We start from the raw sequence: 24,022 nt of genomic DNA on the forward strand, positions 1-24,022 counted from the left end.
GTGGCGAACGCTCGCCACGGCTTTTTTCATGGGCCGGCTGTCCTGCGCCTGGCCTGTCTTCCCCCTGGCGCCGGCCCATGAAAAAACCGCCCGTTCGGCAGAAGGGGCGGTTTCTCGGACTGGGAAGAACAGGGTTTTATGCAGCCAGGCGTTTTTCCAGCAGGGCCTTGGTATCCAGCAGGGCCGTGGGCAGGTGGTAGGCCAGTTGCTCGAAGTGGGCATCGTGCAGCTTGAACTCATCGGCCCAGGCCGCCTTGTCGATGCTGGTCACGGCGTCGAACTTCTGGGCGCTGAAATCCAGGCCCGTCCAGTTGATCTCGGCGTACTGGGGCGCCACGCCGAACATGGTTTCCTGGCCTTGGGCCTGGCCTTCGATGCGGTCGATCATCCACTTGAGCACGCGCATGTTGTCGCCGTAGCCGGGCCAGACGAACTTGCCGGCCTCGTCCTTGCGGAACCAGTTCACGCAGAAGACCTTGGGCACCGCCTTGCCGGTGGCGGCGATCTTGCCTTCCATGTTCAGCCAGTGCTGGAAGTAGTCGCTCATGTTGTAGCCGCAGAACGGCAGCATGGCGAAGGGGTCGCGGCGCACCACGCCCTGGGCGCCGAAGGCGGCGGCGGTGGTCTCCGAGCCCATGGTCGCGGCCATGTACACGCCTTCCGTCCAGGTGCGGGCTTCCGTCACCAAGGGCACGGTAGTGGAGCGGCGGCCGCCGAAGATGAAGGCGTCGATCGCCACGCCGTTGGCGTCGTCCCACTGCGCATCGAGCGCCGGGTTGTTGGTGGCGGCCACCGTGAAGCGCGAGTTGGGGTGGGCCGCCTTGGCGCCGGTTTCCTTGGCGATCTGGGGCGTCCAGTCCTTGCCTTGCCAGTCGATCAGGTGGTCCGGGAGCTTGCCGGTGTCCTTTTCCATGCCTTCCCACCACACGTCGCCGTCGTCGGTCAGGGCCACGTTGGTGAAGATCACGTCCTTGTCCAGGCTCTTCATGCAGTTGGGGTTGGTGTGCATGTTGGTGCCGGGGGCCACGCCAAAGTAGCCGGCTTCAGGGTTGATGGCATACATCTTGCCGTCGGCATGGGGCTTGATCCAGGCGATGTCGTCACCGATGGTGGTGACCTTCCAGCCGGCAAAGCCTGCTTCGGGCGGCACCAGCATCGAGAAGTTGGTCTTGCCGCAGGCGCTGGGGAAGGCGGCGGCCACGTGGTACTTCTTGCCGGCGGGGTTGGTCACGCCCAGGATGAGCATGTGCTCGGCCAGCCAGCCCTGGTCGCGGCCCATGGTCGACGCGATGCGCAGGGCCAGGCACTTCTTGCCCAGCAGCGCGTTGCCGCCGTAGCCCGAGCCGTACGACCAGATCTCGCGCGTTTCGGGGTAGTGCACGATGTACTTGACCTTGGGATTGCAGGGCCAGCTGGTCGTGTCCTTTTCACCTTCGGCCAGGGGGGCGCCCACGGTGTGCATGCAGGGCACGAACTCGCCTTCCACGCCCAGCACGTCGTACACGGCCTTGCCCATGCGGGTCATGAGGCGCTGGTTCACGGCCACGTAGGCGCTGTCGGTCAGCTCCACGCCGATGTGGGCGATGTGGCTGCCCAGGGGGCCCATGCTGAAGGGCACCACGTACATGGTGCGGCCCTTCATGCAGCCGTCGAACAGGGGCTGCAGCGTGGCACGCATTTCAGCGGGGGCCATCCAGTTGTTGGTGGGGCCTGCGTCTTCCTTGGCGGCCGAGCAGATGTAGGTGCGGTCTTCCACGCGGGCCACGTCCGACGGGTCGGACCAGGCCAGGAAGCTGCCGGGGCGCTTGGCGGGGTTGAGCTTCTTGAAGGTGCCGGCGTCGACCAGTTGCTGGCACAGGCGGTCGTACTCTTCCTTGCTGCCGTCGCACCAGTAGATGGTGTCGGGCTTGCACAGGGCGGCCATGTCGGCCACCCAGGCGAGCAGCCGGGCGTTCTTGACGTAAGCGGGGGCGTTGAGATTCAGGCCCTGCATGGTGGGTGCGTTCATCGGGAGCTTCCTAAGTTGAAAAACAGTTTTTTCAAAGGAAGCGGACCCGGTGGATCGCGGCAAGGCCTGGCGCAGTTGCGATGCTGAGCGCTGCCTTTGAAAAAACGGCTTTCGTGCTCAGTCGGCGGGCGGGAGCGTGGATCAGCCCCACGGGGTGGAGGCTATTTCCACGGATTCCGCGGGTCGGCTGGGGTGTCAATTTTATGAATCTGCCGACCGCTTGTCTGTCAGACTGGGGCTAAAACCATGCAAAAGATGCATGAGGTTATGCATCACAATCCGCCCAGTCCCGCTCTGTCCCGCCCTTCAGGTGCTGGGCTGGCCTGTCTGGCCGGCCTGCCACCGCGCATGGCCCGCCTTGCGCAACTCGCACGCCGGGCAGGTGCCGCAGCCGTAGCCCCAGGCATGCAGCGTGTCGCGCACCCCGTGGTAGCAGGTGTGCGACTCGGTGATGATGAGATCCACCAGCGCGTCGCCGCCCAGGGTGCGGGCCAGCTCCCAGGTGGCGGCCTTGTCCAGCCACATGAGCGGCGTCTCGAACGTGAAGCGCTGTCCCATGCCCAGCGACACGGCGACCTGCAGCGCCTTGAGCGTGTCGTCGCGGCAGTCGGGGTAGCCCGAGAAGTCGGTTTCGCACATGCCGCCCACCAGCGTGTGCAGCCGGCGCCGGTAGCCCACGGCGGCGGCCAGGTTGAAGAACAGCAGGTTGCGCCCCGGCACGAAGGTGTTGGGCAGGCCGGCGGCGGTCATCTGGATCTCGGCGTCGCTGGTCAGCGCCGTGTCGCTGATGCGGCCCAGCACGGCCAGGTCGATCATGTGGTCGTCGCCGAGCCGGTCACGCCATGGCCCGAAGCGGGACCGCAGGGCCGCCAGCACGGCCTGCCGGGCCTGCAGCTCCACATGGTGGCGCTGGCCGTAATCGAAGCCGATGGTTTCCACGCGCTCGAACTGCGTGAGCGCCCAGGCCAGGCAGGTGGTGGAGTCCTGGCCACCGGAAAAAAGGACGAGGGCGTGTCCGGGTCTCATGGGGTCTCCTGGTGACGGGGGTGGTGCAAGGCGAAAAAAAGCCCCGCGCAGCGGGGCTTGTGGCGGTGCCAGGGCAATCGATCAGGCCATGTACACGGCGATGAAGGCCAGCAGGAACATCATGATGCCGCCGACCACGGGCAGCACCACGGGAATCACGTGAACCACGTTTTCCACAGGATCGTGCGGGAGCGATTCGGGGGCGTGCGTAGTGTGGTGGTCGGACATGGTGTGGGCTCCAGATGCTTAAAACTTGCGCAATTCTAGCCGCGCCGGCGTGCACGGGGCTGAAAACCCCGTGCCGGGGGTCAGATCAGGTCGGCCTCCATGCCCGCCGAACGCAGCTTGCCCAGCACCTCGTCCACGTGCGCCTTGCTCCTTGTCTGCAGGACCAGCTCGATCTCCACGTTCTGCGCGGCCAGCATGGTGAACGCGCGCTGGTGGTGCACTTCCTCGATGTTCGCGCCCGCGTCGGCCACGGTGGCGGTGATGCGCGCGAGCACGCCCGGCACGTCGCGCGCGCTGACCTTGATGCGCGCCAGCCGGCCCGAGCGCACCATGCCGCGCTCGATGATGGCGGCCAGCAGCAGCGGATCGATGTTGCCCCCCGAGAGCACCAGCCCCACGCGCTTGCCCCTGAAGCGGGCGGGGTGGCGCACCAGCGCCGCCAGGGCCGCGGCGCCCGCGCCCTCGACCAGGGTCTTTTCGATCTCCAGCAGCATCAGCACGGCCTGCTCGATATCGCCTTCGTCCACCAGCACCAGGTCGTCCACCAGGCGCTGCACCACCTCCTGGGTGATCTTGCCCGGGGTGCCCACGGCAATGCCCTCGGCGATGGTCGAGGTGCCCATGGGGTGCTGCGTGTGCCGCACGGCGTTGACCATCGACGGAAAGCGCGCCGCCTGCACGCCCACGATCTCGATGCCGGGCTTGAGCGCCTTGGCCGCCGTAGCCATGCCGGCGATCAGCCCGCCCCCGCCGATGGCGACGACCAGCATGTCCAGATCGGGCTGGGCGGCGAGCATCTCCAGCGCGACCGTGCCCTGGCCCGCGGCAATGGCTTCGTCGTCGTAGGGGTGCACGAACGTCAGCCCCTGCGCATCGGCCAGCCCGTAGGCGTGGGCCCGGGCTTCTTCGAGCGTGTCGCCGTGCAGCACCACCTCGGCGCCGAAGCCGCGGGTGCGCTCCACCTTCACGCCGGGCGTGAAGCGCGGCATCACGATCACCGCGCGCAGGCCCAGGCGCTGCGCGTGGTAGGCCACGCCCTGGGCATGGTTGCCCGCGCTCATGGCCACCACACCCGGCGTCGTTCCGGGCGCCGCGCCGCGGGCACGTTCCGCGTCGACCAGCAAGGTGAGCCGGTTGCAGGCGCCCCGCTCCTTGAACGAGGCCGTGAACTGCAGGTTCTCGAACTTGAGGAATACCTGCGCGCCCACGATCTGCGAGAGCGTCTTGGATTCCACACAGGGGGTGTCCAGCACCTGGCCCTGCAGGCGGGTGGCGGCGTCTCGGATGTCTTGGAGGGTCAGCATGGCGCCATTGTGGCGCAGGCCCGCGTGCCGCAGGCCCCCCGGCATGGACATGGGAAGAAAATGGCCGCCAGCGCTTGAGGGATAAGCGCTGAATGCTATCAAAATGGAAGCTCTACTTGATGCCCAGCCTGCGCGCCAGCTTGTGCAGGTTGCTCGCGTCCACCTCCAGCGCACGCGCCGCCTGGGCCCAGTTGCCCTGGTGGCGCGCCAGGGCCTGCGTGATGGCGTGCCGCTGGCAGGCATCCACGGCGTCGCGCAGCGGGCCTTCGGCGGTGGTGGGGGTGGGCGGCGTGGTGGCCACAGCGGGGGCACCGGCATCCAGGGGGGCGTGGGCCACGCTGGCGGCGTTGGCGTCCAGGTCGAGCAGCGCGGGCTCCAGCGTCACGATGTCCGCGCGGCTCACGCCCCGGCTCAGGGCCTTGAGCGCCGCGCGGCTGACCACGTGCTCCAGCTCGCGGATGTTGCCGGGCCAGGGGTAGCGGCGCAGGGCGTCCTGTGCGCTGGCCGACAGCCGCAGGCTGCGCAGGCCCAGGCGCGCGCGGTTCAGTTCCAGAAAGCGGCCCGCCAGCAGCAGCACATCGTTGCCCCGTTCGCGCAGCGGCGGGATGGGCACGGGGTACACCGACAGCCGGTGGTACAGGTCGGCGCGGAACGCGCCGTCGCGCACCTGCTCGCGCAGGTTGCGGTTGGTGGCGGCGATCACGCGCACGTCCACGCGGCGCGGGCGGTCGGCGCCCAGGCGCTGGATCTCGCCGTTCTGCAGCGTGCGCAGCAGCTTGGCCTGCACGGCCAGCGGCAGCTCGCCCACCTCATCCAGGAACAGCGTGCCGCCCTCGGCGGCCTCGAAGCGCCCGGGCCGATCGGCCACTGCGCCGGAGAACGCGCCGCGCACGTGGCCGAAGAGTTCGCTCTCGGCCAGAGACTCGGGCAGCGCCGCGCAGTTCACGTGCACCAGGGGCTTGGTGCGGCGCGTGGACTGGCGGTGCAGCAGGCGCGCGAACAGCTCCTTGCCCACGCCGGTTTCGCCCAGCAGCAGCACCGGCAGGTCCGAGCCCGCCACTACCTCCAGCTCGTGCAGCAGGCGCAGCAGGGGCTCGCTCTGGCCAACGATCTCCATGTCGCCATCGCTTGCGCGGGTGGTGCGCTCGTCGTCGGCGCTGCGGGTGTGGGGGGCGCTGCGCAGCGCCTGCACCTCGCGCTCCAGCCGCGAGATGCGCACGGCCGCCTCCACCAGCACCTTGCAGTCGGCCAGCGCGGCGCGTGCGGCCTCGCCGAAGGTGCCGGTCTGCAGTGCGTCCAGCGTCAGCACGCCCCAGGGCTGGCCGTCCACCCACAGGCTCACGCCCATGCAGTCGTGCACGGGCAGGGGCTCGCCCACCAGGGTGTCGAGCAGGCCGTCGTAGGGGTCGGGCAGGGTGCTGTCGTGGTCGAAACAGGTCACCTCGCGCCGCGCCAGGATGGCCGCGAGCCGGGGGTGCTGGCTGACCACGAAGCGCCGGCCCAGCGCCTCGCGCACCAGACCCTCCACGGCCACGGGGCGCAGGTGGTCTTCTTCCAGCTGCAGCAGGGCCACGGCGCCGCAGTGAAAGCGGGTGCGCAGGTGGTCCGCCAGCCGCTGCAGGCGCACAGCCTGGGGCAGGTCGGTGGCCAGGTCGGCCAGCAGGGGGCTATGGTCCATGGTGATACTTACCTTCAATGGGTGAATTAAACCCCATTTGAGAAGGGTCAAAAAAACCATGACCGGTGTAAGTGGTTGATTTTATAGGCCTGCAGCCCTGGCCCGGCGCTTGCGATGTGGGCAGTGACACCGATTCACTTGTTCCAAAAAGCCATGACCACAAGACCCCGACCCCACGCCGCCAGCGCACGCTGGCGCCGCCCCGTTGTTGTTCTGTTGAAGCAGGAGGCCCGCCATGGGTAACTACCGCAAGCTCTGGTTCACGCTGATCGGCGTGCTCATCGTCACCTTCAGCCTGCTGGGCTACTACGGCGCCGAGGTCTACCGCACCGCGCCGCCCATCCCCGCGAAATTCGCCACGGCAGGGGGTGAAGTGCTTTTCACCCACGACAGCATCCTCGACGGCCAGACCGCCTGGCAATCGGTGGGCGGCATGCAGCTGGGCTCCATCTGGGGCCACGGCGCCTACCAGGCGCCCGACTGGACGGCCGACTGGTTGCACCGCGAGCTGCTCAACTGGCTTGACGTCGCCGCCGAGCGTGCGCACGGCAAGCCCTTTGCCGAGCTCGACGCCGCCGCCCAGGCGGTGCTGCGCGACCGCATGAAGACCGAGTACCGCACCAACACCTACCACCCCGAGACGGGCGTGGCCACGGTGTCTTCGGTGCGTGCGGATGCCATTGCGATGACCGCGCTGTACTACGACCAGCTTTTCAGCGACGTGCCCGCGCTGCACAAGACCCGCGAGCACTTCGCCATGAAGGAGAACACCCTGCCCAGCGCCGAGCGGCGCGCGCAGATGACGGGTTTCTTCTTCTGGACGGCCTGGGCCGCCGCCACCGAGCGCCCCGGCACCACGGCAACGTACACCAACAACTGGCCCCACGAGCCGCTGATCGGCAACAAGCCCACGGCCGAGAACATGGTCTGGTCGGTGATGAGCGTGGTCGTGATGATGGCGGGCGTGGGCTTCCTCGTGTGGGGCTGGTCCTTCCTGCGCAAGCACGACGAGGTGGAGCCCACGCCACCCCAGCATGACCCGCTCTCGCGCGTGCCGCTCACGCCGTCGCAGCGCGGGCTGGGCAAGTATTTGTTCCTCATCGTTGCGCTGTTCAGCTTCCAGGTGCTGCTGGGCGGCTTCACGGCCCACTACACGGTGGAAGGCCAGCAGTTCTACGGCATCAACGTGTCGCAGTGGTTCCCCTATTCGCTGGTGCGCACCTGGCACATCCAGAGCGCGCTGTTCTGGATCGCCACGGGCTTCCTGGCAGCCGGTCTGTTCCTCGCGCCGCTCATCAATGGCGGCAAGGACCCGGCTTACCAGAAGCTGGGCGTGGACATCCTGTTCTGGGCGCTGGTCGTGGTGGTGGTCGGCTCGTTCACGGGCAACTACCTGGCCATCGCGCAGATCATGCCGCCCGAGTGGAACTTCTGGCTGGGCCACCAGGGCTATGAATACGTGGACCTGGGCCGCCTGTGGCAGATCGGCAAGTTCACCGGCATCGCCTTCTGGCTGGTGCTCATGCTGCGCGGCATCGTGCCGGCGCTGCGCACCCCCGGTGGCGACAAGAACCTGCTGGCGCTGCTGACGGCGTCGGTGGTGGCCATCGGCCTGTTCTACGGCGCGGGCTTCTTCTACGGCGAACGCACCCACCTGTCGGTGATGGAGTACTGGCGCTGGTGGGTGGTGCACCTGTGGGTGGAGGGCTTCTTCGAAGTCTTCGCCACCACGGCGCTCGCCTTCATCTTCTCGACGCTGGGGCTGGTGTCGGTGCGCATGGCCACCACGGCCAGCCTGGCCTCGGCCTCGCTGTTCATGCTGGGCGGCGTGCCCGGCACCTTCCACCACCTGTACTTCGCGGGCACGACCACCCCGGTGATGGCCGTGGGCGCAGCCTTCAGCGCGCTCGAAGTGGTGCCGCTGGTCGTGCTGGGCCACGAGGCCTGGGAACACTGGCGCCTGCAGCACCGCACGCCCTGGATGGCCCGCCTGCGCTGGCCGCTGATGTGCTTCGTGGCCGTGGCCTTCTGGAACATGCTGGGCGCGGGTGTCTTCGGCTTCATGATCAACCCGCCCATCTCGCTGTACTACGTGCAGGGCCTGAACACCACGCCGGTGCATGCCCACGCCGCGCTGTTCGGGGTGTATGGCTTCCTGGCGCTGGGCTTCACGTTGCTGGTGCTGCGCTACATCCGGCCGCAGCTGGTGTTCAGCGAGCGGCTCATGAAGACGGGCTTCTGGTGGCTCAACGCCGGCCTGGTGCTGATGATCGCCACCAGTCTGTTCCCCATCGCCCTGTTCCAGTTCCACGCGAGCGTGAGCGAAGGCCTGTGGTACGCCCGGGGCGAGGCCTTCATGCAGCAGCCCTTCATCCAGACGCTGCGCTGGGTGCGCACCTTCGGCGACGTGGTCTTCATCGTCGGCGCGCTGGCCATGGCCTGGCAGGTGGTGAGCGGTGTGTTCGGTTCGCGGGCCCCGGCCGCTTCCACGGGGGCCTACCTGGCGCAGGCCCGTCGCTGAAATGCACCGTGCGCGGCGGCAGCCACAAGCGGCCACCGCGCTCACACACCGTTTGCCCACAAGGACTGACCATGAACCTCGACAAATTCAAGCACCAGCACACCGACATCCTGCGCAGCATCGCCACCTTGCGCGCCCTGGCCCACGCGGGCGTGCAGGCCAACGCCACGGCCATCGCGCAGGGCATCGTGGCGATGAGCGGCACCATCAAGCTGCATCTGGCCGTGGAAGACCAGGTGCTCTACCCCGCACTGCAGCGCGGTGGCAACCCCGAACTGGCGCGCCTGGGCCGCCAGTACCAGAGCGAGATGACCTCGATTGCCAGCGCCTACGACGCCTTTGCGCGCCGCTGGAACACGGCCGAGGCCGTGCGCCGCGATGCGCAGGGCTTTCGGGACGAGGCCAACGTGGTGCTGCGCCGGGTGTTCGAGCGCATGCAGCGCGAAGACCATGACTTTTATCCGCGCATCGAGGAGGAAGAAACCGCCGCCTGCCATTGAGCGCCCACGCGAACGCAGCCCGGCCGCAGCGGTGGAGCCCCTGCAGCCCCTAGCCCCTAGCCCCCCAACAAAAACACCCACCTTTTCCACGCACACCTCTTGTGCTCCAGCGTGCCATCACACGCACCCCCATCCATCGGTAGGGCCTGACGGCACCTTCCTTTCGCCGGCCTTTGTGCCGGCATTTTTTTTACCCCTGCTTACCGCCTCGATTGTGTTGGGTCAAACTACCTATAGTGGTTGGTGGGTATCGTGGACACCATAGGTAGTGTTTTTAACCCGTTCCACAGATTGGTCGAACCCATGGCGTCCACCCTTTCCACCTTGCCCCGCGAAGTCGTTTTGCGCAGCGGCCAGCGCGTTCCTTTTGACGCCGAACGCATCCGCGCCGCGCTGGCCAGCGCCGGGCAGGCCTCGGGTGAATATGGCGCCGACGAAGCGGCGTTGCTCACCGCCCAGGTCACCAAGGTGCTGATCCACCGCTTCCATGGCGAGGCACCCACCATCGAGCAGATCCAGGACGTGGCCGAGCAGACGCTGATCGCCGCCAACCACCTGGCGACCGCGCGCGCCTACATCGTCTACCGCGAGCAGCACGCCCAGCTCCGCGCCGACCGGCAGACGCTGGTCGATGTGGAAAGCTCCATCAACGAATACCTCACGCGCGCCGACTGGCGCGTGAACGCCAACGCCAACCAGGGTTACTCGCTGGGCGGGCTGATCCTGAACGTGGCGGGCAAGGTCACGGCCAACTACTGGCTGTCGCACGTCTACACGCCCGAGATCGGCGAGGCGCACCGCAATGGCGACCTCCACATCCATGACCTTGACATGCTCAGCGGCTACTGCGCGGGCTGGTCGCTGCGCACGCTGCTGCACGAGGGGCTCAACGGCGTGCCGGGCAAGGTGGAGGCGGGGCCGCCCAAACACATGAGTTCGGCCGTGGGGCAGATCGTGAACTTCCTGGGCACGCTGCAAAACGAGTGGGCGGGCGCGCAGGCGTTCTCGTCGTTCGACACCTACATGGCGCCCTTTGTGCGCATTGATGCCATGGACTACGCCGCCGTGCGCCAGTGCATCCAGGAGCTGGTCTACAACCTCAACGTGCCCTCGCGCTGGGGCACGCAGACGCCGTTCACCAACCTCACCTTCGACTGGACCTGTCCCGAGGACCTGCGCGAGCAGGTGCCCGTGATCGCTGGCCAGGAGATGCCGTTTTGCTATGGCGACCTGCAGGCCGAGATGGACCTCATCAACCGCGCCTACATCGACGTGATGACCACGGGCGATGCCAAGGGCCGGGTGTTCACCTTCCCAATCCCCACGTACAACATCACCAAGGATTTTCCGTGGGAGAGCGAGAACGCGCAGCTGCTGTTCGAGATGACGGCCAAGTACGGTCTGCCGTACTTCCAGAACTTCATCAACTCCGAGCTGGAGCCCAACATGGTGCGCTCCATGTGCTGCCGCCTGCAACTCGATTTGCGTGAACTGCTCAAGCGCGGCAACGGCCTGTTCGGCAGCGCCGAGCAGACGGGCAGCCTGGGCGTGGTCACCATCAATTGCGCGCGCCTGGGCTACCAGCATGCGGGCGATGAGGCGGGCCTGTTCGCCGCGCTCGACCGCCTGCTGGAACTGGGCAAACAAAGCCTGGAGACCAAACGCAAGCTCATCCAGCGCCTGATGGACCAGGGCCTGTTCCCCTACACCAAGCGCTACCTGGGCACCTTGCGCAACCACTTTTCCACGCTGGGCGTGAACGGCATCAACGAGATGGTGCGCAACTTCACGGCGGACCGGCACGACATCACCACCGAGTGGGGCCACGCGTTTGCCGTGCGCCTGCTCGACCACGTGCGCGAGCGCATGACCGCCTTCCAGGAAGAAACCGGCCACCTCTACAACCTGGAGGCCACGCCCGCCGAAGGCACCACCTACCGCTTCGCCAAGGAAGACAAAAAGCGCTGGCCCGCCATCCTGCAGGCGGGCACGTCCGAGCAGCCTTACTACACCAACTCCTCGCAGCTGCCCGTGGGCTTCACCGACGACCCGTTCGAGGCGCTGATGCGGCAGGAGGCGCTGCAGTCCAAATACACCGGCGGCACCGTGCTGCACCTGTACATGGGCGAGCGCTTGTCCAGCGGCGCGGCCTGCCGCGATCTGGTGCGGCGCGCGCTCACGCGCTTTCGCCTGCCCTACATCACCGTCACGCCCACGTTCTCGATCTGTCCCACGCACGGCTACCTGGCGGGCGAGCACCCGTTCTGCCCGCGCTGCGACGAAGAGCGGCTGGACGCCAAGCGGCGGCGGCTTGCGGCCTGACCTCGAATTTCAAACCAAATTGACCTGTAGCGCTTATCAATAAAGAGCTGGCAGCTATCAATAAAGAAGCATTTTTTAACCATGAAGGAGATCACATGAGCCATTTCTCTACCCCCGAACAGGCCGCCCTGGCCGCCGTGCAGCTCACCGACGGCGAGCGCCAGCCCTGCGAGGTCTGGACCCGCGTCATGGGCTACCACCGCCCCGTGGCCAGCTTCAACACGGGCAAGCAGGGCGAGCACGCCGAGCGCCGTTTCTTTTCAGAGCAGGCGCGTGGTGGAAGCAACGCCTGCTGAGGCGCCGCCAGCGTCCGCGCTGCGGCTGGGCGGCATGACGCCGCTCACCACCATCGACTTCCCCGGCCGCCTCGCGGCCGTTTTCTATTGCCAGGGTTGCCCCTGGCGCTGCGGCTACTGCCACAACCCCGGGCTGCTCGACGCCGCCGCGCCCCCGGCGTTGCCGTGGGACGAGGCGCTGCAGTTCCTGCACAGCCGCCGGGGCCTGCTTGACGGCGTGGTGTTTTCGGGCGGTGAGCCGACGCTGCAAGCCGCGCTGCCCGCTGCGGTGGATGCCGTGCGCGCACTGGGCCTGCAGGCTGCGTTGCACACCGGCGGCATGTACCCCGGGCGGCTGGCGGCGCTGCTGTCGCGCCTCCACTGGGTGGGGCTGGACATCAAGGCCCTGCCGCAGCGCTACGACGCCATCACCGCCACCCCCGGCAGCGGCGCGCGCGCCTGGGCCGCGCTCGATGCCATGCTGGCCCATGGCATCGACCACGAATGCCGCACCACCTGGCACGCGGGCCTGTTTGGTGTGGACGAACTGCTGGAACTGGCCCAGGCCCTGGCCGCGCGCGGGGTGCGGCATTGGGCGCTGCAGGAATGCCGCGTGCTCGGCGCTCCGGCCTGGGCGCTGGCGCCCGCGCACCAGCAGCAACTGGCCGCGCTGTTTTCCGGATTCACCTTGCGCCGGGTGTGAGTGCCGGGCGCAGATTTCCTGCGTTGCAAGGGCCTGCATGAAATAGGCATGCAAATACGGCCGCTGTTGCACACGCCTTGATGCGCGTCAGAAGTGCTTTGCGCGGCCCGCGCGGATCATTCGCGCCACCGCCGCACAACGGCACCACCTTGTCAGGAAATCCTCCATGAACCCCCTCGGCCTCCAGCTGCTGCACGCGCTCAAGCACCACGGCGCGCGCGAGATCTTCGGCATCCCCGGTGATTTCATCCTGCCCTTGTTCGCGCAGATCGAGGAAAGCGGCATCCTGCCGCTGGTCACGCTCAGCCACGAACCCTCGCTAGGTTTTGCCGCCGATGCCGCCGCGCGCATGCACTGCGGGCTGGGCGTGGTGGCCGTCACTTACGGCGCGGGTGCGCTCAACGTGGTCAATGCGGTGGCGGGGGCCTATGCCGAGCGCTCGCCGCTGGTGGTGCTGGCCGGCTGCCCCGGCGAGGTCGAGGCGCACTCCGGCCTGGTGCTGCACCACCAGGTGCGCCATGTCGATTCGCAGTGGCGGATCTTCCGCGAGATCACCTGCGACCAGGTGCGCCTGTCCGACCCCGCCACCGCGCCCGCCGACCTCGCCCGCGTGCTGCGCAGCTGCCGCGAATACTCGCAGCCCGTGCTCATCGAGGTGCCGCGCGACATGACGCTGCACCCCATGGCCGAGGTGCCGGTGCTGCCCCCCAGCCCGTTCAACGCAGCCGCCGTGGCCGAATGCGCCGATGAATGGATGGCCCGCATTCAGGCTGCCCGGCGCCCCGTGCTGGTGGTGGACGTGGAGGTGCGCCGCTTTGGCCTGGAAGCCCGCGTGGCCGAACTCGCGCGCCGCCTGCAGCTGCCCGTGCTCACCACCTTCATGGGCCGGGGCCTGCTGGCCGAGGACGCGGGGCATGCCGGCGTGCCCTTCCACGGCACCTACCTGGGCGTGGCGGGCGCACCGGAGACCAGCGCGCTGCTTGACGACTCCGACCTGCCCGTGATGCTGGGCGCCATCCTGTCGGACAGCAACTTCGGCGTGAGCGCCCAGCGCATGGACTTCCGCCGCGCGCTCATCGCCGCGCACCGCGAGGCGCGCGTGGGCCACCACCTGTACCCGGACATCCCGCTGGCCGCGCTGGTGGAGGCGCTGCTGGCGCGCGCGCCCGTGGCAGGCGGCACGGCGGCGCGCGTCCTGCCACCCCCGCCCATCTGTCCCGAAGGCCTGGTGGCCGACGATGCGCCCGTGTGCGCGGCCGACCTCTCCCGCGCGCTCAACGACCGCATCCGCGCGCACGGCCCCATGAACATCGTCTCGGACATCGGCGACTGCCTGTTCGCCGCCATGGAGCTGCTGCCCACGCCGCTGGTGGCACCGGGCTACTACGCGTCCATGGGGTTCGGGGTGCCGGCCGGCATCGGCGCCCAGGTGGCCACGGGCCAGCGCAGCCTCATCCTGGTGGGCGACGGCGCCTTCCAGATGACGGGCTGGGAGCTGGGCAACTGCCCGCGCCTGGGGCTGGACCCCGTCGCCATCGTGCTCAACAACCAGACCTGGGAAATGATCCGCGCGTTCCAGACCACGTCGCGCTGCGCCGCGCTCGGCGACTGGCATCTGGCCGATGCCGCCGACGCCCTGGGCGGGCGCGGCCACCGGGTGCACACGCGCGCCCAGTTCAAGGCGGCGCTCGATGCCGCGTTTGCCGAACGGGGGCGCTTCCAGCTCATCGAGCTGATGGTGCCGCCGGGCGACAGCACGCCCACGCTGCGGCGTTTTTCAGAGGGCATTCGCGCGCTGCGCGCGGGAAGGTAGCCCTCCCCGCCACACGCACGCGCGCGCCAGCCTGGCAGGGGGTGGGGCGATGCCGGTGGCCGGGCGGCTCAGCCGCCCACCACCCGCAGCACGTCGGCGCCGTAGGCTTCGAGCTTCTTCGCCCCCATGCCGCTGATGCCCTGCAGGTCGTCCAGCGTGCCGGGGTTGCGTTCGGCAATCGCCGCGAGCGTGGCGTCGTGGAAAATCACATACGCGGGCAGGTTGTGCTCGCGCGCCACCTCGGCGCGCCAGGCCTTGAGGTTGATGAAGCGCACCTGCGCGTCGGGCCCCAGGTTGGCGGCGGCGGCGGGCGGGGCGCTGCCCTTGCGCGTGCGCTTGGCCGGTGCGGACGACACCGATTCGCGCAGCTGCACCGGCACCTCGCCCTTGAGCACGGCGCGCGAGCCCTCGGTGAGGCACAGCGTGTCGAAGCTGTGGCCGCTGTCCAGCATCACCTTCTGAAGGCCTAAAGCGCCCGTGGCGATCAGCTGGCGCAGCACGCCGCGCAGTTGCGGTTCCGAGAGGTCCGCGCCAATGCCGAAGGTGGAAATCTTCTCGTGCCCGAACTGCGCGACCTTCTCGGTCTTCTTGCCGCGCAGGATGTCCATGATGTGCCCCGTGCCAAAGCTGATGCCGCTGGCCTGGTTCACGCGGTAGATGGTGGACAGCAGCTTGCGCGCCGCGTCGGTGGCGTCCCAGATCGCGGGTGGTGTCAGGCAGTTGTCGCAGTTGCCGCAGGGCGTGGAGGCTTCGCCGAAGTAGGCCAGCAGCCGCACGCGGCGGCAGTCGGTGGCCTCGGCCAGGGCCAGCAGCGCGTCGAGCTTGCCGCGCAGTGCCTGCTTGAACTCCTCGCCCGCCGGGCTCTCGTCGATCATGCGGCGCTGGTTGACCACGTCGTTCAGGCCATAGGCCATCCAGGCATCGGCGTTGAGGCCGTCGCGGCCCGCACGGCCGGTCTCCTGGTAGTAGCCCTCGATGTTCTTGGGCATGTCCACGTGCGCCACGAAGCGCACGTCGGGCTTGTCGATGCCCATGCCGAAGGCGATGGTGGCCACCATCACGATGCCTTCCTCGCGCAGGAAGCGGTCCTGGTTCTTCTGGCGCACTTTGGTGTCCAGCCCCGCGTGGTAGGGCAGGGCGGTCAGACCCGCGTCGCACAGCGTGGCGGCCAGTTCTTCCACGCGCTTGCGTGACTGGCAATACACCACGCCCGCCTCGCCCGCGTGCTCGCGCTCGATGAAGCGCAGCAGCTGTGTGGTGACGTCCTTCTTTTCCTCGATGCGGTAGCGGATGTTGGGCCGGTCGAAGCTGCTGATGAACAGCCGCGCGTCTTCCAGCTGCAGCCGCTCGATGATGTCGGCGCGCGTGAGGTCGTCGGCCGTGGCGGTGAGCGCGATGCGCGGCACGCCTGCATAGCGCTCGTGCAGCACCGTGAGCGCGCGGTACTCCGGGCGGAAGTCGTGGCCCCACTGGCTCACGCAGTGCGCTTCGTCGATGGCAAACAGCGAGAGGTGCCCGCCCTGGTACAGGCTGTCGAGCAGGCCCAGGAAGCGCGGCGTATTCAGCCGCTCGGGTGCCGCATACAGCAGTGTGATGTCGCCGGTCTGCAGGCGCAGCTCCACATCCTGCGCCTCGTCAAAACTCAGCGTGGAGTTCAAAAAGGCGGCATCCACCCCCGCCTCGTGCAGCGCGCCCACTTGGTCGTGCATCAGTGCGATCAGCGGCGAGATCACGATGGTCACCCCGCGCCCCTGCTGCTGGCGCACGATGGCGGGCACCTGGTAGCACAGCGACTTGCCGCCACCCGTGGGCATGAGCACCAGCGCGTCGCTGCCGCCGATCACATGCTCGACGATGTCCTGCTGGGGGCCGCGAAACTGCTCGTAGCCAAAAACGTCGTGCAGGACGGTGTGGGCAGGGGACACAGCGGAGGACAGGCGAGAAGACAAACGAATACTCTGAATTTGATAGCTTATAACGCTTGTTGGGTAAGCGCTACAAGCTGATTTGACGGCTATTTTGGTGTCTGGCGAAGGGTGCTTGTGGGGCGACCGGCGCACACACCGAAGGCCCATATTGTGCGCTGCACCGTGGCAAGGCCGCGCTTTCTACAATAGGGGGCTATGCAAGCCCTTCACTACACCCGCGCCGCGCAGCTGCCCGACATCCTCGCCCAACGCATCGTCATCCTCGACGGCGCCATGGGCACCATGATCCAGCGCTTCAAGCTGGGCGAGGCGCAGTACCGGGGCGAGGGCTACACGGGCCCCGACGGTGTGGGCGACCGGTTCAAGGACTTCCCGCGCGACGTGAAGGGCAACAACGAGTTGCTCAGCCTCACCCGCCCCGACGTGATCCGCGACATCCACGAGCGCTACCTGGCCGCGGGCGCCGACCTCATCGAGACCAACACCTTCGGCGCGACGACCATCGCGCAGGAGGACTACAAGATGGCCGACCTGGCGCGCGAGATGAATCTCAAGTCCGCCCGGCTGGCCCGCGCCGCCTGCGACAAATACTCCACGCCCGACAAGCCGCGCTTCGTCGCCGGCGCCCTGGGCCCCACGCCCAAGACGGCCAGCATCAGCCCCGACGTGAACGACCCCGGCGCGCGCAATGTGGACTTCGAGCAGCTGCGCGCCGCCTACTACGAGCAGACCGAGGCGCTGGTCGAGGGCGGCTCCGACGTGCTGCTGGTCGAGACCATCTTCGACACCCTCAACGCCAAGGCCGCGCTGTTCGCCATCGATGAGTTCTTTGAAAAAAGCGGCGAGCGCCTGCCCCTCATCATCAGCGGCACCGTCACCGACGCCTCGGGCCGCATCTTGAGCGGACAGACCGTGACCGCCTTCTGGCACAGCGTGCGCCACTCGCGCCCGCTGGCCATCGGCCTCAATTGCGCCCTGGGCGCCACGCTGATGCGCCCCTACATCCAGGAGCTGAACCGGGTGGCAGAGGACACGTTCATCAGCTGCTACCCCAACGCCGGCCTGCCCAACCCCATGAGCGACACGGGGTTTGACGAAACCCCCGAGATCACCAGCCGCCTGGTGCACGAGTTCGCGGCCGAGGGGCTGGTCAACATCCTGGGCGGCTGCTGCGGCACCACGCCGGACCACATCGGCGCCATCGCCAAGGCGGTGGAAAACGTGCCCACGCGCAAGATGTTCTACCCCGCTGAAGCCTGAATTTGGAGGCAAACTGGCCTCTGGCGCTGATCCAGAAAGCGCTGGTAGCTATAAAAAACGCAGCACTCAAATCGTCGCTGCGCTGCGGTGGCGCATTGCCGGGCGCATGACTCTGCGGCACCCTTGCGCCTTCGGTTGAACTTTCGCCCGCACCCTTTGCCAGAACCCCGGCCCGCTCCCCATGTCCGTTACCGCCACCCTGCCCGAAACCCCTGTTGCTGAGGCCGCCGAGAAAGCCGCCGCCCACGCCGCGCTCAAGCTCGAAAAGCGCCTGGTGCGGCAAGTCGCCCAGGCCATTGGCGACTTTGGCCTGATCGAAGGCGGCGACAAGGTCATGGTCTGCGTGTCCGGCGGCAAGGACAGCTACGCCATGCTGGACGTGCTGCGTTTGCTGCAGCAGCGCAACGGCAACCGCTTCGAGCTGATCGCCGTCAACCTCGACCAGAAGCAGCCCGGCTTTCCGGCCCATGTGCTGCCCGAGTATCTGGCGAAGGTGGGCGTGCCCTTCCACATCGAGACGCAGGACACCTACAGCGTCGTCAAGGAGCACATCCCCGAGGGCAAGACCATGTGCAGCCTGTGCAGCCGCCTGCGCCGGGGCATTTTGTACCGCGTGGCCGACGAGCTGGGCTGCACCAAAATTGCACTCGGCCACCACCGCGACGACATGCTGCAGACCTTCTTCCTCAACATGTTCTTCGGCGGCAAGCTCAAGGGCATGCCGCCCAAGGTGCAGAGCGACCGGGGCGACCACCTCGTCATCCGCCCGCTGGCCTATGTGGCCGAGGATGACCTCGCGCGCTGGGCCGAGATCCGCAACTTCCCCATCATCCCCTGCACCCTGTGCGGCAGCCAGGAGAACCTGCAGCGCAAGCAGATCGGCCAGATGCTGCGCGACTGGCAGCAGCTGTACCCCGGCCGCATTGAGAACATGGCCGTGGCGCTGCGCAACCTGGTGCCTTCGCACTTCATGGACCCGCGCCAGTTCGACTTCAAGGGGTTGGTACCCAACGGCGTGGCCGACGCCGATGGTGACAAGGCCTTTGACGCCGAAGAACTGCCTGCGCAGGCCGTGGGCATGCTCGCGGGCCTGCCCCTGATGCCCCGCTGAACCCGACCCCCGACGATTTTTAGATTGGGCCACCCCATGACCACGCTCAAAGCCCCCGAACTGCTCCTGCCCGCCGGCTCGCTCGACAAGATGCGCGCCGCCTACGACTTCGGCGCCGACGCCGTGTACGCCGGCCAGCCGCGCTACTCCCTGCGCGCGCGCAACAACGAATTCAAGCTCGAGCAGATCCGCCAAGGCATCAGCGAGGCCCACACACGCGGCAAGAAGTTCTTTGTGACCAGCAACCTCATTGCGCACAACGACAAGATCCGCACCTACCTGCGCGACATTGAGCCCGTCATCGACCTGAAGCCCGACGCGTTGATCATGGCCGACGCGGGCCTGATCATGATGGTCAAGGAGAAGTGGCCCGAGCAGGTGGTGCACCTCTCCGTGCAGGCCAACACCACCAACTGGGCGGCGGTGAAGTTCTGGCAGAAGATGGGCGTGGAGCGCGTCATCCTCTCGCGCGAACTCAGCCTGGACGAGATCGAAAAGATCCGCCAGGAGTGTCCCGACATGGAGCTCGAAGTCTTCGTGCACGGCGCGCTGTGCATCGCGTACTCGGGCCGCTGCCTGCTCAGCGGCTACTTCAACCACCGCGACCCCAACCAGGGCACCTGCACCAACGCCTGCCGCTGGAACTACGCCACGCACGACGCCGACATCGACCCCACCACGGGCGAAGCCATTGCGCAGAAGATGGAAGGCGACTTCAACTTCGAGGCCGCGCAGCAAAAGGCTGAGCAGGCCTTCGCATCGACCACCGGCAACGGCGAGCGCCACCCCAAGGCCGACAAGGTCTACCTCATCGAAGAGGCCGGCCGCCCCGGGCAGATGATGCCCATCATGGAAGACGAGCACGGCACCTACATCATGAACAGCAAGGACCTGCGCGCGGTGGAGCACGTGGCGCGCCTGGCGCAGATCGGCGTCGATTCGCTCAAGATCGAAGGCCGCACCAAGAGCCTGTACTACGTGGCCCGCACCGCCCAGGTCTACCGCCGCGCCATCGACGACGCCGTGGCCGGGCGCCCGTTCAACCCCGAGCTGCTGATCGAGCTCGAAGGCCTGTCCAACCGCGGCTACACCGGCGGCCTGCTGGAGCGCCGCCCCAGCAACGACTACCAGAACTACATCAACGGCCACTCCACCACGCAGCGCAGCCAGTTCGTGGGCGAGGTGCTGGGCGCCGAGGGGCAGGCCGAAGTGGGGCTGCAAGGCGACTGGGTGTTGGTCGAAACCAAGAACCACTTTGCGGTGGACGACCTGATCGAAGTGGTGCACCCCAGCGGCAACATCACCGTGCGGCTGGACCAGATGCGCAATGCGGAAGGCCAACCGGTGGCGGTGGCGCAAGGCAACCCGGTGCGCGTGTGGATTCCGCTGCCTGCGCGCTATACCGGCGCGCTGCTGGCCCGCGTGGTGGAGGCACCGGCTGCGGCCGCGGCGGCCGAACCCGCCGTCGTGGCTTGAGCGGGGCGCACCACCATGTGGACGCACCATCGCAGCGGCGCGTCGGTTTTGGCACTGTCGGTTGTGGCCGCGCTCGCCAGCACCAGCACCTTGGCGCAGGGCCCCGCTGCAGGCACGCCGCAGTTGGCGCCCGCCAAGGTGCGCTACGTACAAGGCTCGTGGGTCAACCTGCGCGAGTCGGCCCAGGCCCAAGCCAGCGTGCTGGCCCAGGTGCCCGCCAATACTGCGCTGGACCAGCTTGCCGAGCGCGACGGCTGGTGCGCCGTGCTCTACCGGGGCGATGCGCGCCTGGGCCCCGCATTGGCGGCACCGTTGCAAGCCCATGTGTCCTGCAATCTGCTGTCTGACCAGCCCCTGACCCTGGCCCAGGCGGGCAAGGACGCAGCCCGTGCGTTCTGGGTGGCACCATCGCCCAACCGGCTGCGTACCTATGGCAACGCTTTGCCCCGGCCCGCCGCTCTGCAGCTCAATGCCCTGACCAAGACCCACCCAGCCGAGGCGCCCGTGGTGTACCCGGCACGCCCCGAGTTCGAAGCCGCCAAGAAGCTGCTGCGCGCGGGGGTGCTGCTACGGCCGGACCAGGAGATCCACCGGGGCGAGCCCGTGGACCCGCTCGCCGACCTGAAGCTGGCCACCCGCGCGGTAGACCACATCCCCGCCGTGGCCCCGCTCGCCACGCGGCCCGTTCTGCCCACCATCGCCCCTTCGTACTTCCGCACCCACGCCAGCGTGGCCCTGCTGCACGAAACGGATGCCGATGGCTTGGCGGCGGTGGCGGGAACCCGCATCAGCGTGGTCCCCACCGGCGCGCCGCATGGCAGCTTCAACCGCCACATGGGGCCCGAGATCGAGTTCGTGACCGGCTTCTGGGACGTGGGGTCTGCCGACCTGGCCTTTGCCCCCGCGCTCACCCTGTATGCCATCACCCACCAGGGGCTGGTCGGCGCACGGGCCCTGCGCCAGCGCTACTGGGACATCAGCAACGCCGACCACTACTGCGGCGGCCACTACCCAGGCAAGGGCTTTGACGACCCGCGCGAGGACGATACGGTCCCCGTGCGTGGCTACGCCAGACTGTCCGACACCGCCGAGGTGCTGGTCCGCCTGGTCGTGCCCGGCAAGCTGCCGCCCGATGCCGTGAAGGTGAAGACCCGCCGCTACGCCACGAGCTGGATGCAACCCGCCGACCCGCCCATCCGCGACAAGCCCCAGCGCAAGCACACGGCGGTGATGGTGCACGAGATCGATGTGGACCGCGACGGCGTGGCCGACATCCTGCGCATCGACACCCCTGCGCCGGGTGGCATGAGCTTTGAGCCGGTTTTTGACTGGCGCTGGTACCTGAACATCAACGGCCAGTGGTTCCGGGCGGGGTACTGGGCGGATCAGGAGTGCACGTGAGTGGACTCCTTGCGCGGCAGTTCGGGGCGGGGAAGTGCCGGGTTTTCAGATGCTTGGGGTGGGGAGCTCAGAAGTGCTCAGGGGGAGCTTCCGGCCAGAAGCTGCCGGTGGTGAATCGTGAAAGCGGACGCTCAATGAACTGAGCTAGCGGCCCGCAGAATGTTGGTTCGCTTGAGTGGTGGGTTAGACGCTGAAACGCTACTTTGTCTTCCGTTTTTGCTGACCAAATGGCCACCAACCTAGCAAAAAAAGTGGAAGGGACAGAAGTACCTTTAGTGCGGCATAGTCCGTTGCATCCAAGGTGGGGGCAGCGGCGGGCCCAACGATACCGCCTTGCTGAACATATTGCTCTCGATATTTCAGTAGCTCATCAGAGTTACATGCTGCAGGGCAACTGCATGCGATGCATTCCAAGGCTGCAGGGCTGTTCGATGCCCCGCAGGATAAGCAAGACCATTGATATTCAGGCATAGCTTCAACCCAATGTAGGTCGCGCCAATTCGCCGACCATATCTTTCGGTAGTTTGGCTCATAACGGCCAGGATCGGACCTTCAATGCGTCAACCCAATTTTTCAGTCCAATGCGCCCCTTGACATATTTTTCTCTCGTATCAAACGGTTCATTAGTGCGGCACGGAGAACAAGATGTGATGGTTCCTTGGTGGAGCTTTACGAAGACAGTTCTAGCGGCAGCGTCTCTGTCACTGGTGCGTGATGGGATTGTTCGACTCGATGACGTAGTCCTTGAAGGTCCGTTCACGTTGCGTCAGCTGCTGAGACATGAAGCCGGGCTGGCTGACTACGGTGAACTTGTCGAGTACCACGCTGCCGTTGCTCGCGGCGATGCGCCCTGGCAGGCGGATGAAATGTTGCAACGCCTCGATGCCACGAGGTTGCGTTATGCCCCTGGAGTGGGGTGGCAGTATTCGAACGTCGGCTACTTGTACGTAGCGAGACTTATCGAGCGTGCGACAGGTCTCGCACTTGAGGAAGCGCTTATGCAACAAGCGTTGGCGCCCTTGGGCCTGCTGAGAGTTCGTAGCGCAAAGACGCCAGCTGACTTGGAAGGCGTGTGCATGGGGGCCATTTCGACTTATGACCCGAGATGGGTTTATCACGGCTTGCTTGTTGGCTCTCTCTCCGACGCTGCCCTCTTTCTAGACCGCCTGATGGCTGGACACCTTCTGCCTGATTTGCTGGTGCAGGAGATGCAAGCTGCACGCGCCCTTGGCGGACCTCTTCCTGGGCGCCCATGGAAGTCGCCGGCATACGGCCTCGGGCTGATGCAAGGCGTGTTGCATACGGGGCCGACATTGTGTGGGCACACCGGTGCTGGGCCGGGCAGCGTGGTGGCCGTCTATCGCAGAGCCAACGATTCTAACACGGCGACTTGTGCTGTCTTTCACGCAGGTTCCGACGAAGGCCTTGCAGAGGAGGAGGTCGTCAAGCGGTTGTCGGCGTCCCTGAAGTCTGGTGATTGACGATCCGTGTCCTCTTAGCGTCTGCTTTCAAAAAGCGAATATGACAGCGTTGGGCCCAAAGTGACCGCTCACAATCAGCCCGCAGTGATACCCACACTCACCGCAAACCCGGCTGCCGCAACAACGCCCCCAGCACCAGCGCCTCCGCCATCACCTCCAGCGCCTCTTCCAGCGTAGCCAGCAACTCCGGCAGCCCTGGCAACCAGGGCCAGTGCGGCTGCACCTCGGGCCACTGGTCCACGGCCATCGCCGCCAGCCCCACGGCGAACCCGGCCCACAGCAGGGCCTGGGTGCTGCGGTGCGACAGTGCCCGGTGCAGCCAGGCCAGCGTGACCAGGCCCACCACGGCCACCGCCAGCATGGGCGCCTCGCGCACGGCGCCCCAGCGGCAGGCATCGGTCCATTCGTGGCAGCGGAACTTCCACAGTTCGTGCAGCATGAACTGCTCGTCCAGCGCCAGCGCGCCGAAGGCCAGCACCAGCCACACGCCCAGCCGCCCGGGCAGGCAGCGCTCGGCCGTCAGGCGCAGCGCGGTGATGCACAGCGTGAGCAGCAGCGCACTCGACAGCCACGATGCGGGCGAGTTGTCGGAGCGGAACGCGCGCTCCCAGCCCGGCGCAAAGATCCACGCGCTGAACAGCAGAAACCCCGCCACCGCGCCCAGCAGGGCGGGTGCGACCCCCGGGTGGGGCGCCCGCGTGGGGCCGGGCGTGTGGTGGGATGGTGGGGCAGGGCGTTGGCGCATGGCGAGCTTGGAACCACGGGGCATCGGCGCCGGGTGGTGCCAGCGGACCGACGCAATTTTGAATCAGATAGGCCACTGGCGCTCGAATTTAGAGCATTTTCAGCTATGCATTTGGTAGCTTGTTGATGGTTTTGCACGCTGCGGGCGGCGTGCCCTGTTCACGCCCGTGGAATCGCTTCAGAATCGGAAACTCCCACGCTTGTCCGGTATGGCCCTCCCCATCGACCCCTCCCGCAGCGCGC

Annotated in this window: 18 protein-coding genes; 11 read left to right on the plus strand and 7 right to left on the minus strand. The window is 67.1% G+C overall.

What is annotated here, in order from left to right:
* Nucleotides 1–136: 136 nt before the first annotated feature.
* From AC3RCE_RS01040 to norR, 5 genes are all read right to left on the minus strand, one after another.
* On the minus strand, nucleotides 137–2,008 hold the full coding sequence (locus AC3RCE_RS01040; protein WP_218296524.1) for a phosphoenolpyruvate carboxykinase (GTP): 1,872 nt from the start codon (nucleotides 2,006–2,008) through the stop codon (nucleotides 137–139).
* A gap of 306 nt (nucleotides 2,009–2,314) precedes the next feature.
* Entirely contained in the window at nucleotides 2,315–3,034 is a 720-nt protein-coding gene (gene queC / locus AC3RCE_RS01045; RefSeq protein WP_492254323.1) for a 7-cyano-7-deazaguanine synthase QueC, read from the minus strand.
* Nucleotides 3,035–3,115: 81 nt separating this feature from the next.
* On the minus strand, nucleotides 3,116–3,262 hold the full coding sequence (locus tag AC3RCE_RS01050) for a hypothetical protein (protein WP_218296526.1): 147 nt from the start codon (nucleotides 3,260–3,262) through the stop codon (nucleotides 3,116–3,118).
* An 80-nt stretch (nucleotides 3,263–3,342) separates the two neighbouring features.
* Nucleotides 3,343–4,566 (minus strand): threonine ammonia-lyase, encoded by a 1,224-nt coding sequence (locus AC3RCE_RS01055; protein WP_218296527.1) that lies wholly within the window; start codon nucleotides 4,564–4,566, stop codon nucleotides 3,343–3,345.
* A gap of 112 nt (nucleotides 4,567–4,678) precedes the next feature.
* Nucleotides 4,679–6,244: a nitric oxide reductase transcriptional regulator NorR gene (norR, locus tag AC3RCE_RS01060; protein ID WP_492254324.1), complete on the minus strand. Its 1,566-nt coding sequence runs from the start codon at nucleotides 6,242–6,244 to the stop codon at nucleotides 4,679–4,681.
* Between the two features lie 235 nt (nucleotides 6,245–6,479).
* Here norR and AC3RCE_RS01065 point away from each other — a divergent pair, with 235 nt between their 5' ends.
* The 6 genes from AC3RCE_RS01065 (at nucleotide 6,480) to ipdC (ending at nucleotide 14,378) form a co-directional block, all read left to right on the plus strand.
* Entirely contained in the window at nucleotides 6,480–8,765 is a 2,286-nt protein-coding gene (locus AC3RCE_RS01065; RefSeq protein ID WP_492254325.1) for a nitric-oxide reductase large subunit, read from the plus strand.
* 71 nt (nucleotides 8,766–8,836) lie between these two features.
* A complete protein-coding gene (locus tag AC3RCE_RS01070; protein ID WP_492254326.1) occupies nucleotides 8,837–9,265 on the plus strand; it encodes a hemerythrin domain-containing protein in 429 nt (142 codons plus the stop codon).
* A gap of 303 nt (nucleotides 9,266–9,568) precedes the next feature.
* A complete protein-coding gene (locus AC3RCE_RS01075) occupies nucleotides 9,569–11,587 on the plus strand; it encodes a ribonucleoside triphosphate reductase (protein WP_492254327.1) in 2,019 nt (672 codons plus the stop codon).
* 95 nt (nucleotides 11,588–11,682) lie between these two features.
* Nucleotides 11,683–11,883, plus strand: a complete 201-nt coding sequence (gene nrdD, locus AC3RCE_RS01080; RefSeq protein WP_369641049.1) for an anaerobic ribonucleoside-triphosphate reductase — start codon at nucleotides 11,683–11,685, stop codon at nucleotides 11,881–11,883.
* A gap of 34 nt (nucleotides 11,884–11,917) precedes the next feature.
* Complete coding sequence (locus tag AC3RCE_RS01085) at nucleotides 11,918–12,565, plus strand: anaerobic ribonucleoside-triphosphate reductase activating protein (RefSeq protein ID WP_492255449.1); 648 nt, start codon at nucleotides 11,918–11,920, stop codon at nucleotides 12,563–12,565.
* A 166-nt stretch (nucleotides 12,566–12,731) separates the two neighbouring features.
* Nucleotides 12,732–14,378 (plus strand): indolepyruvate/phenylpyruvate decarboxylase, encoded by a 1,647-nt coding sequence (ipdC, locus tag AC3RCE_RS01090; RefSeq protein WP_492254328.1) that lies wholly within the window; start codon nucleotides 12,732–12,734, stop codon nucleotides 14,376–14,378.
* A 68-nt stretch (nucleotides 14,379–14,446) separates the two neighbouring features.
* On the opposite strand, the gene recQ is transcribed toward ipdC, so the two are convergent.
* Complete coding sequence (gene recQ / locus AC3RCE_RS01095) at nucleotides 14,447–16,303, minus strand: DNA helicase RecQ (protein ID WP_492254329.1); 1,857 nt, start codon at nucleotides 16,301–16,303, stop codon at nucleotides 14,447–14,449.
* Between the two features lie 198 nt (nucleotides 16,304–16,501).
* Here recQ and AC3RCE_RS01100 point away from each other — a divergent pair, with 198 nt between their 5' ends.
* The 5 genes from AC3RCE_RS01100 to AC3RCE_RS01120 all read left to right on the plus strand — a co-directional run bounded on the left by AC3RCE_RS01100 (nucleotide 16,502) and on the right by AC3RCE_RS01120 (nucleotide 23,035).
* A complete protein-coding gene (locus AC3RCE_RS01100; protein ID WP_218296535.1) occupies nucleotides 16,502–17,566 on the plus strand; it encodes a homocysteine S-methyltransferase family protein in 1,065 nt (354 codons plus the stop codon).
* Nucleotides 17,567–17,747: 181 nt separating this feature from the next.
* Complete coding sequence (gene ttcA / locus AC3RCE_RS01105; RefSeq protein ID WP_492254330.1) at nucleotides 17,748–18,677, plus strand: tRNA 2-thiocytidine(32) synthetase TtcA; 930 nt, start codon at nucleotides 17,748–17,750, stop codon at nucleotides 18,675–18,677.
* Between the two features lie 36 nt (nucleotides 18,678–18,713).
* Nucleotides 18,714–20,153 (plus strand): prephenate-dependent tRNA uridine(34) hydroxylase TrhP, encoded by a 1,440-nt coding sequence (trhP, locus tag AC3RCE_RS01110; RefSeq protein WP_492254331.1) that lies wholly within the window; start codon nucleotides 18,714–18,716, stop codon nucleotides 20,151–20,153.
* Nucleotides 20,154–20,168: 15 nt separating this feature from the next.
* Nucleotides 20,169–21,554 (plus strand): SH3 domain-containing protein, encoded by a 1,386-nt coding sequence (locus AC3RCE_RS01115; RefSeq protein WP_492254332.1) that lies wholly within the window; start codon nucleotides 20,169–20,171, stop codon nucleotides 21,552–21,554.
* A gap of 650 nt (nucleotides 21,555–22,204) precedes the next feature.
* Nucleotides 22,205–23,035 (plus strand): serine hydrolase domain-containing protein, encoded by an 831-nt coding sequence (locus AC3RCE_RS01120; RefSeq protein WP_492255450.1) that lies wholly within the window; start codon nucleotides 22,205–22,207, stop codon nucleotides 23,033–23,035.
* A 97-nt stretch (nucleotides 23,036–23,132) separates the two neighbouring features.
* Here AC3RCE_RS01120 and AC3RCE_RS01125 read toward each other — a convergent pair whose 3' ends face one another.
* Complete coding sequence (locus AC3RCE_RS01125) at nucleotides 23,133–23,780, minus strand: DUF8692 domain-containing protein (RefSeq protein WP_492254333.1); 648 nt, start codon at nucleotides 23,778–23,780, stop codon at nucleotides 23,133–23,135.
* Nucleotides 23,781–24,022 lie beyond the last annotated feature (242 nt).

Source organism: Acidovorax sp. GW823-FHT05D11 (assembly GCF_058795695.1).

Coding starts and splice junctions, on each gene's coding strand:
- AC3RCE_RS01085 (WP_492255449.1), top strand. CDS start 11,918: ATGACGCCGCTCACCACCATCGACTTCCCCGGCCGCCTCGCGGCCGTT.
- AC3RCE_RS01075 (WP_492254327.1), top strand. CDS start 9,569: ATGGCGTCCACCCTTTCCACCTTGCCCCGCGAAGTCGTTTTGCGCAGC.
- trhP (WP_492254331.1), top strand. CDS start 18,714: ATGACCACGCTCAAAGCCCCCGAACTGCTCCTGCCCGCCGGCTCGCTC.
- AC3RCE_RS01100 (WP_218296535.1), top strand. CDS start 16,502: ATGCAAGCCCTTCACTACACCCGCGCCGCGCAGCTGCCCGACATCCTC.
- ipdC (WP_492254328.1), top strand. CDS start 12,732: ATGAACCCCCTCGGCCTCCAGCTGCTGCACGCGCTCAAGCACCACGGC.
- nrdD (WP_369641049.1), top strand. CDS start 11,683: ATGAGCCATTTCTCTACCCCCGAACAGGCCGCCCTGGCCGCCGTGCAG.
- AC3RCE_RS01055 (WP_218296527.1), bottom strand. CDS start 4,566: ATGCTGACCCTCCAAGACATCCGAGACGCCGCCACCCGCCTGCAGGGC.
- AC3RCE_RS01050 (WP_218296526.1), bottom strand. CDS start 3,262: ATGTCCGACCACCACACTACGCACGCCCCCGAATCGCTCCCGCACGAT.
- AC3RCE_RS01040 (WP_218296524.1), bottom strand. CDS start 2,008: ATGAACGCACCCACCATGCAGGGCCTGAATCTCAACGCCCCCGCTTAC.
- AC3RCE_RS01070 (WP_492254326.1), top strand. CDS start 8,837: ATGAACCTCGACAAATTCAAGCACCAGCACACCGACATCCTGCGCAGC.
- AC3RCE_RS01125 (WP_492254333.1), bottom strand. CDS start 23,780: ATGCGCCAACGCCCTGCCCCACCATCCCACCACACGCCCGGCCCCACG.
- AC3RCE_RS01120 (WP_492255450.1), top strand. CDS start 22,205: ATGGTTCCTTGGTGGAGCTTTACGAAGACAGTTCTAGCGGCAGCGTCT.
- AC3RCE_RS01065 (WP_492254325.1), top strand. CDS start 6,480: ATGGGTAACTACCGCAAGCTCTGGTTCACGCTGATCGGCGTGCTCATC.
- ttcA (WP_492254330.1), top strand. CDS start 17,748: ATGTCCGTTACCGCCACCCTGCCCGAAACCCCTGTTGCTGAGGCCGCC.
- norR (WP_492254324.1), bottom strand. CDS start 6,244: ATGGACCATAGCCCCCTGCTGGCCGACCTGGCCACCGACCTGCCCCAG.
- AC3RCE_RS01115 (WP_492254332.1), top strand. CDS start 20,169: ATGTGGACGCACCATCGCAGCGGCGCGTCGGTTTTGGCACTGTCGGTT.
- queC (WP_492254323.1), bottom strand. CDS start 3,034: ATGAGACCCGGACACGCCCTCGTCCTTTTTTCCGGTGGCCAGGACTCC.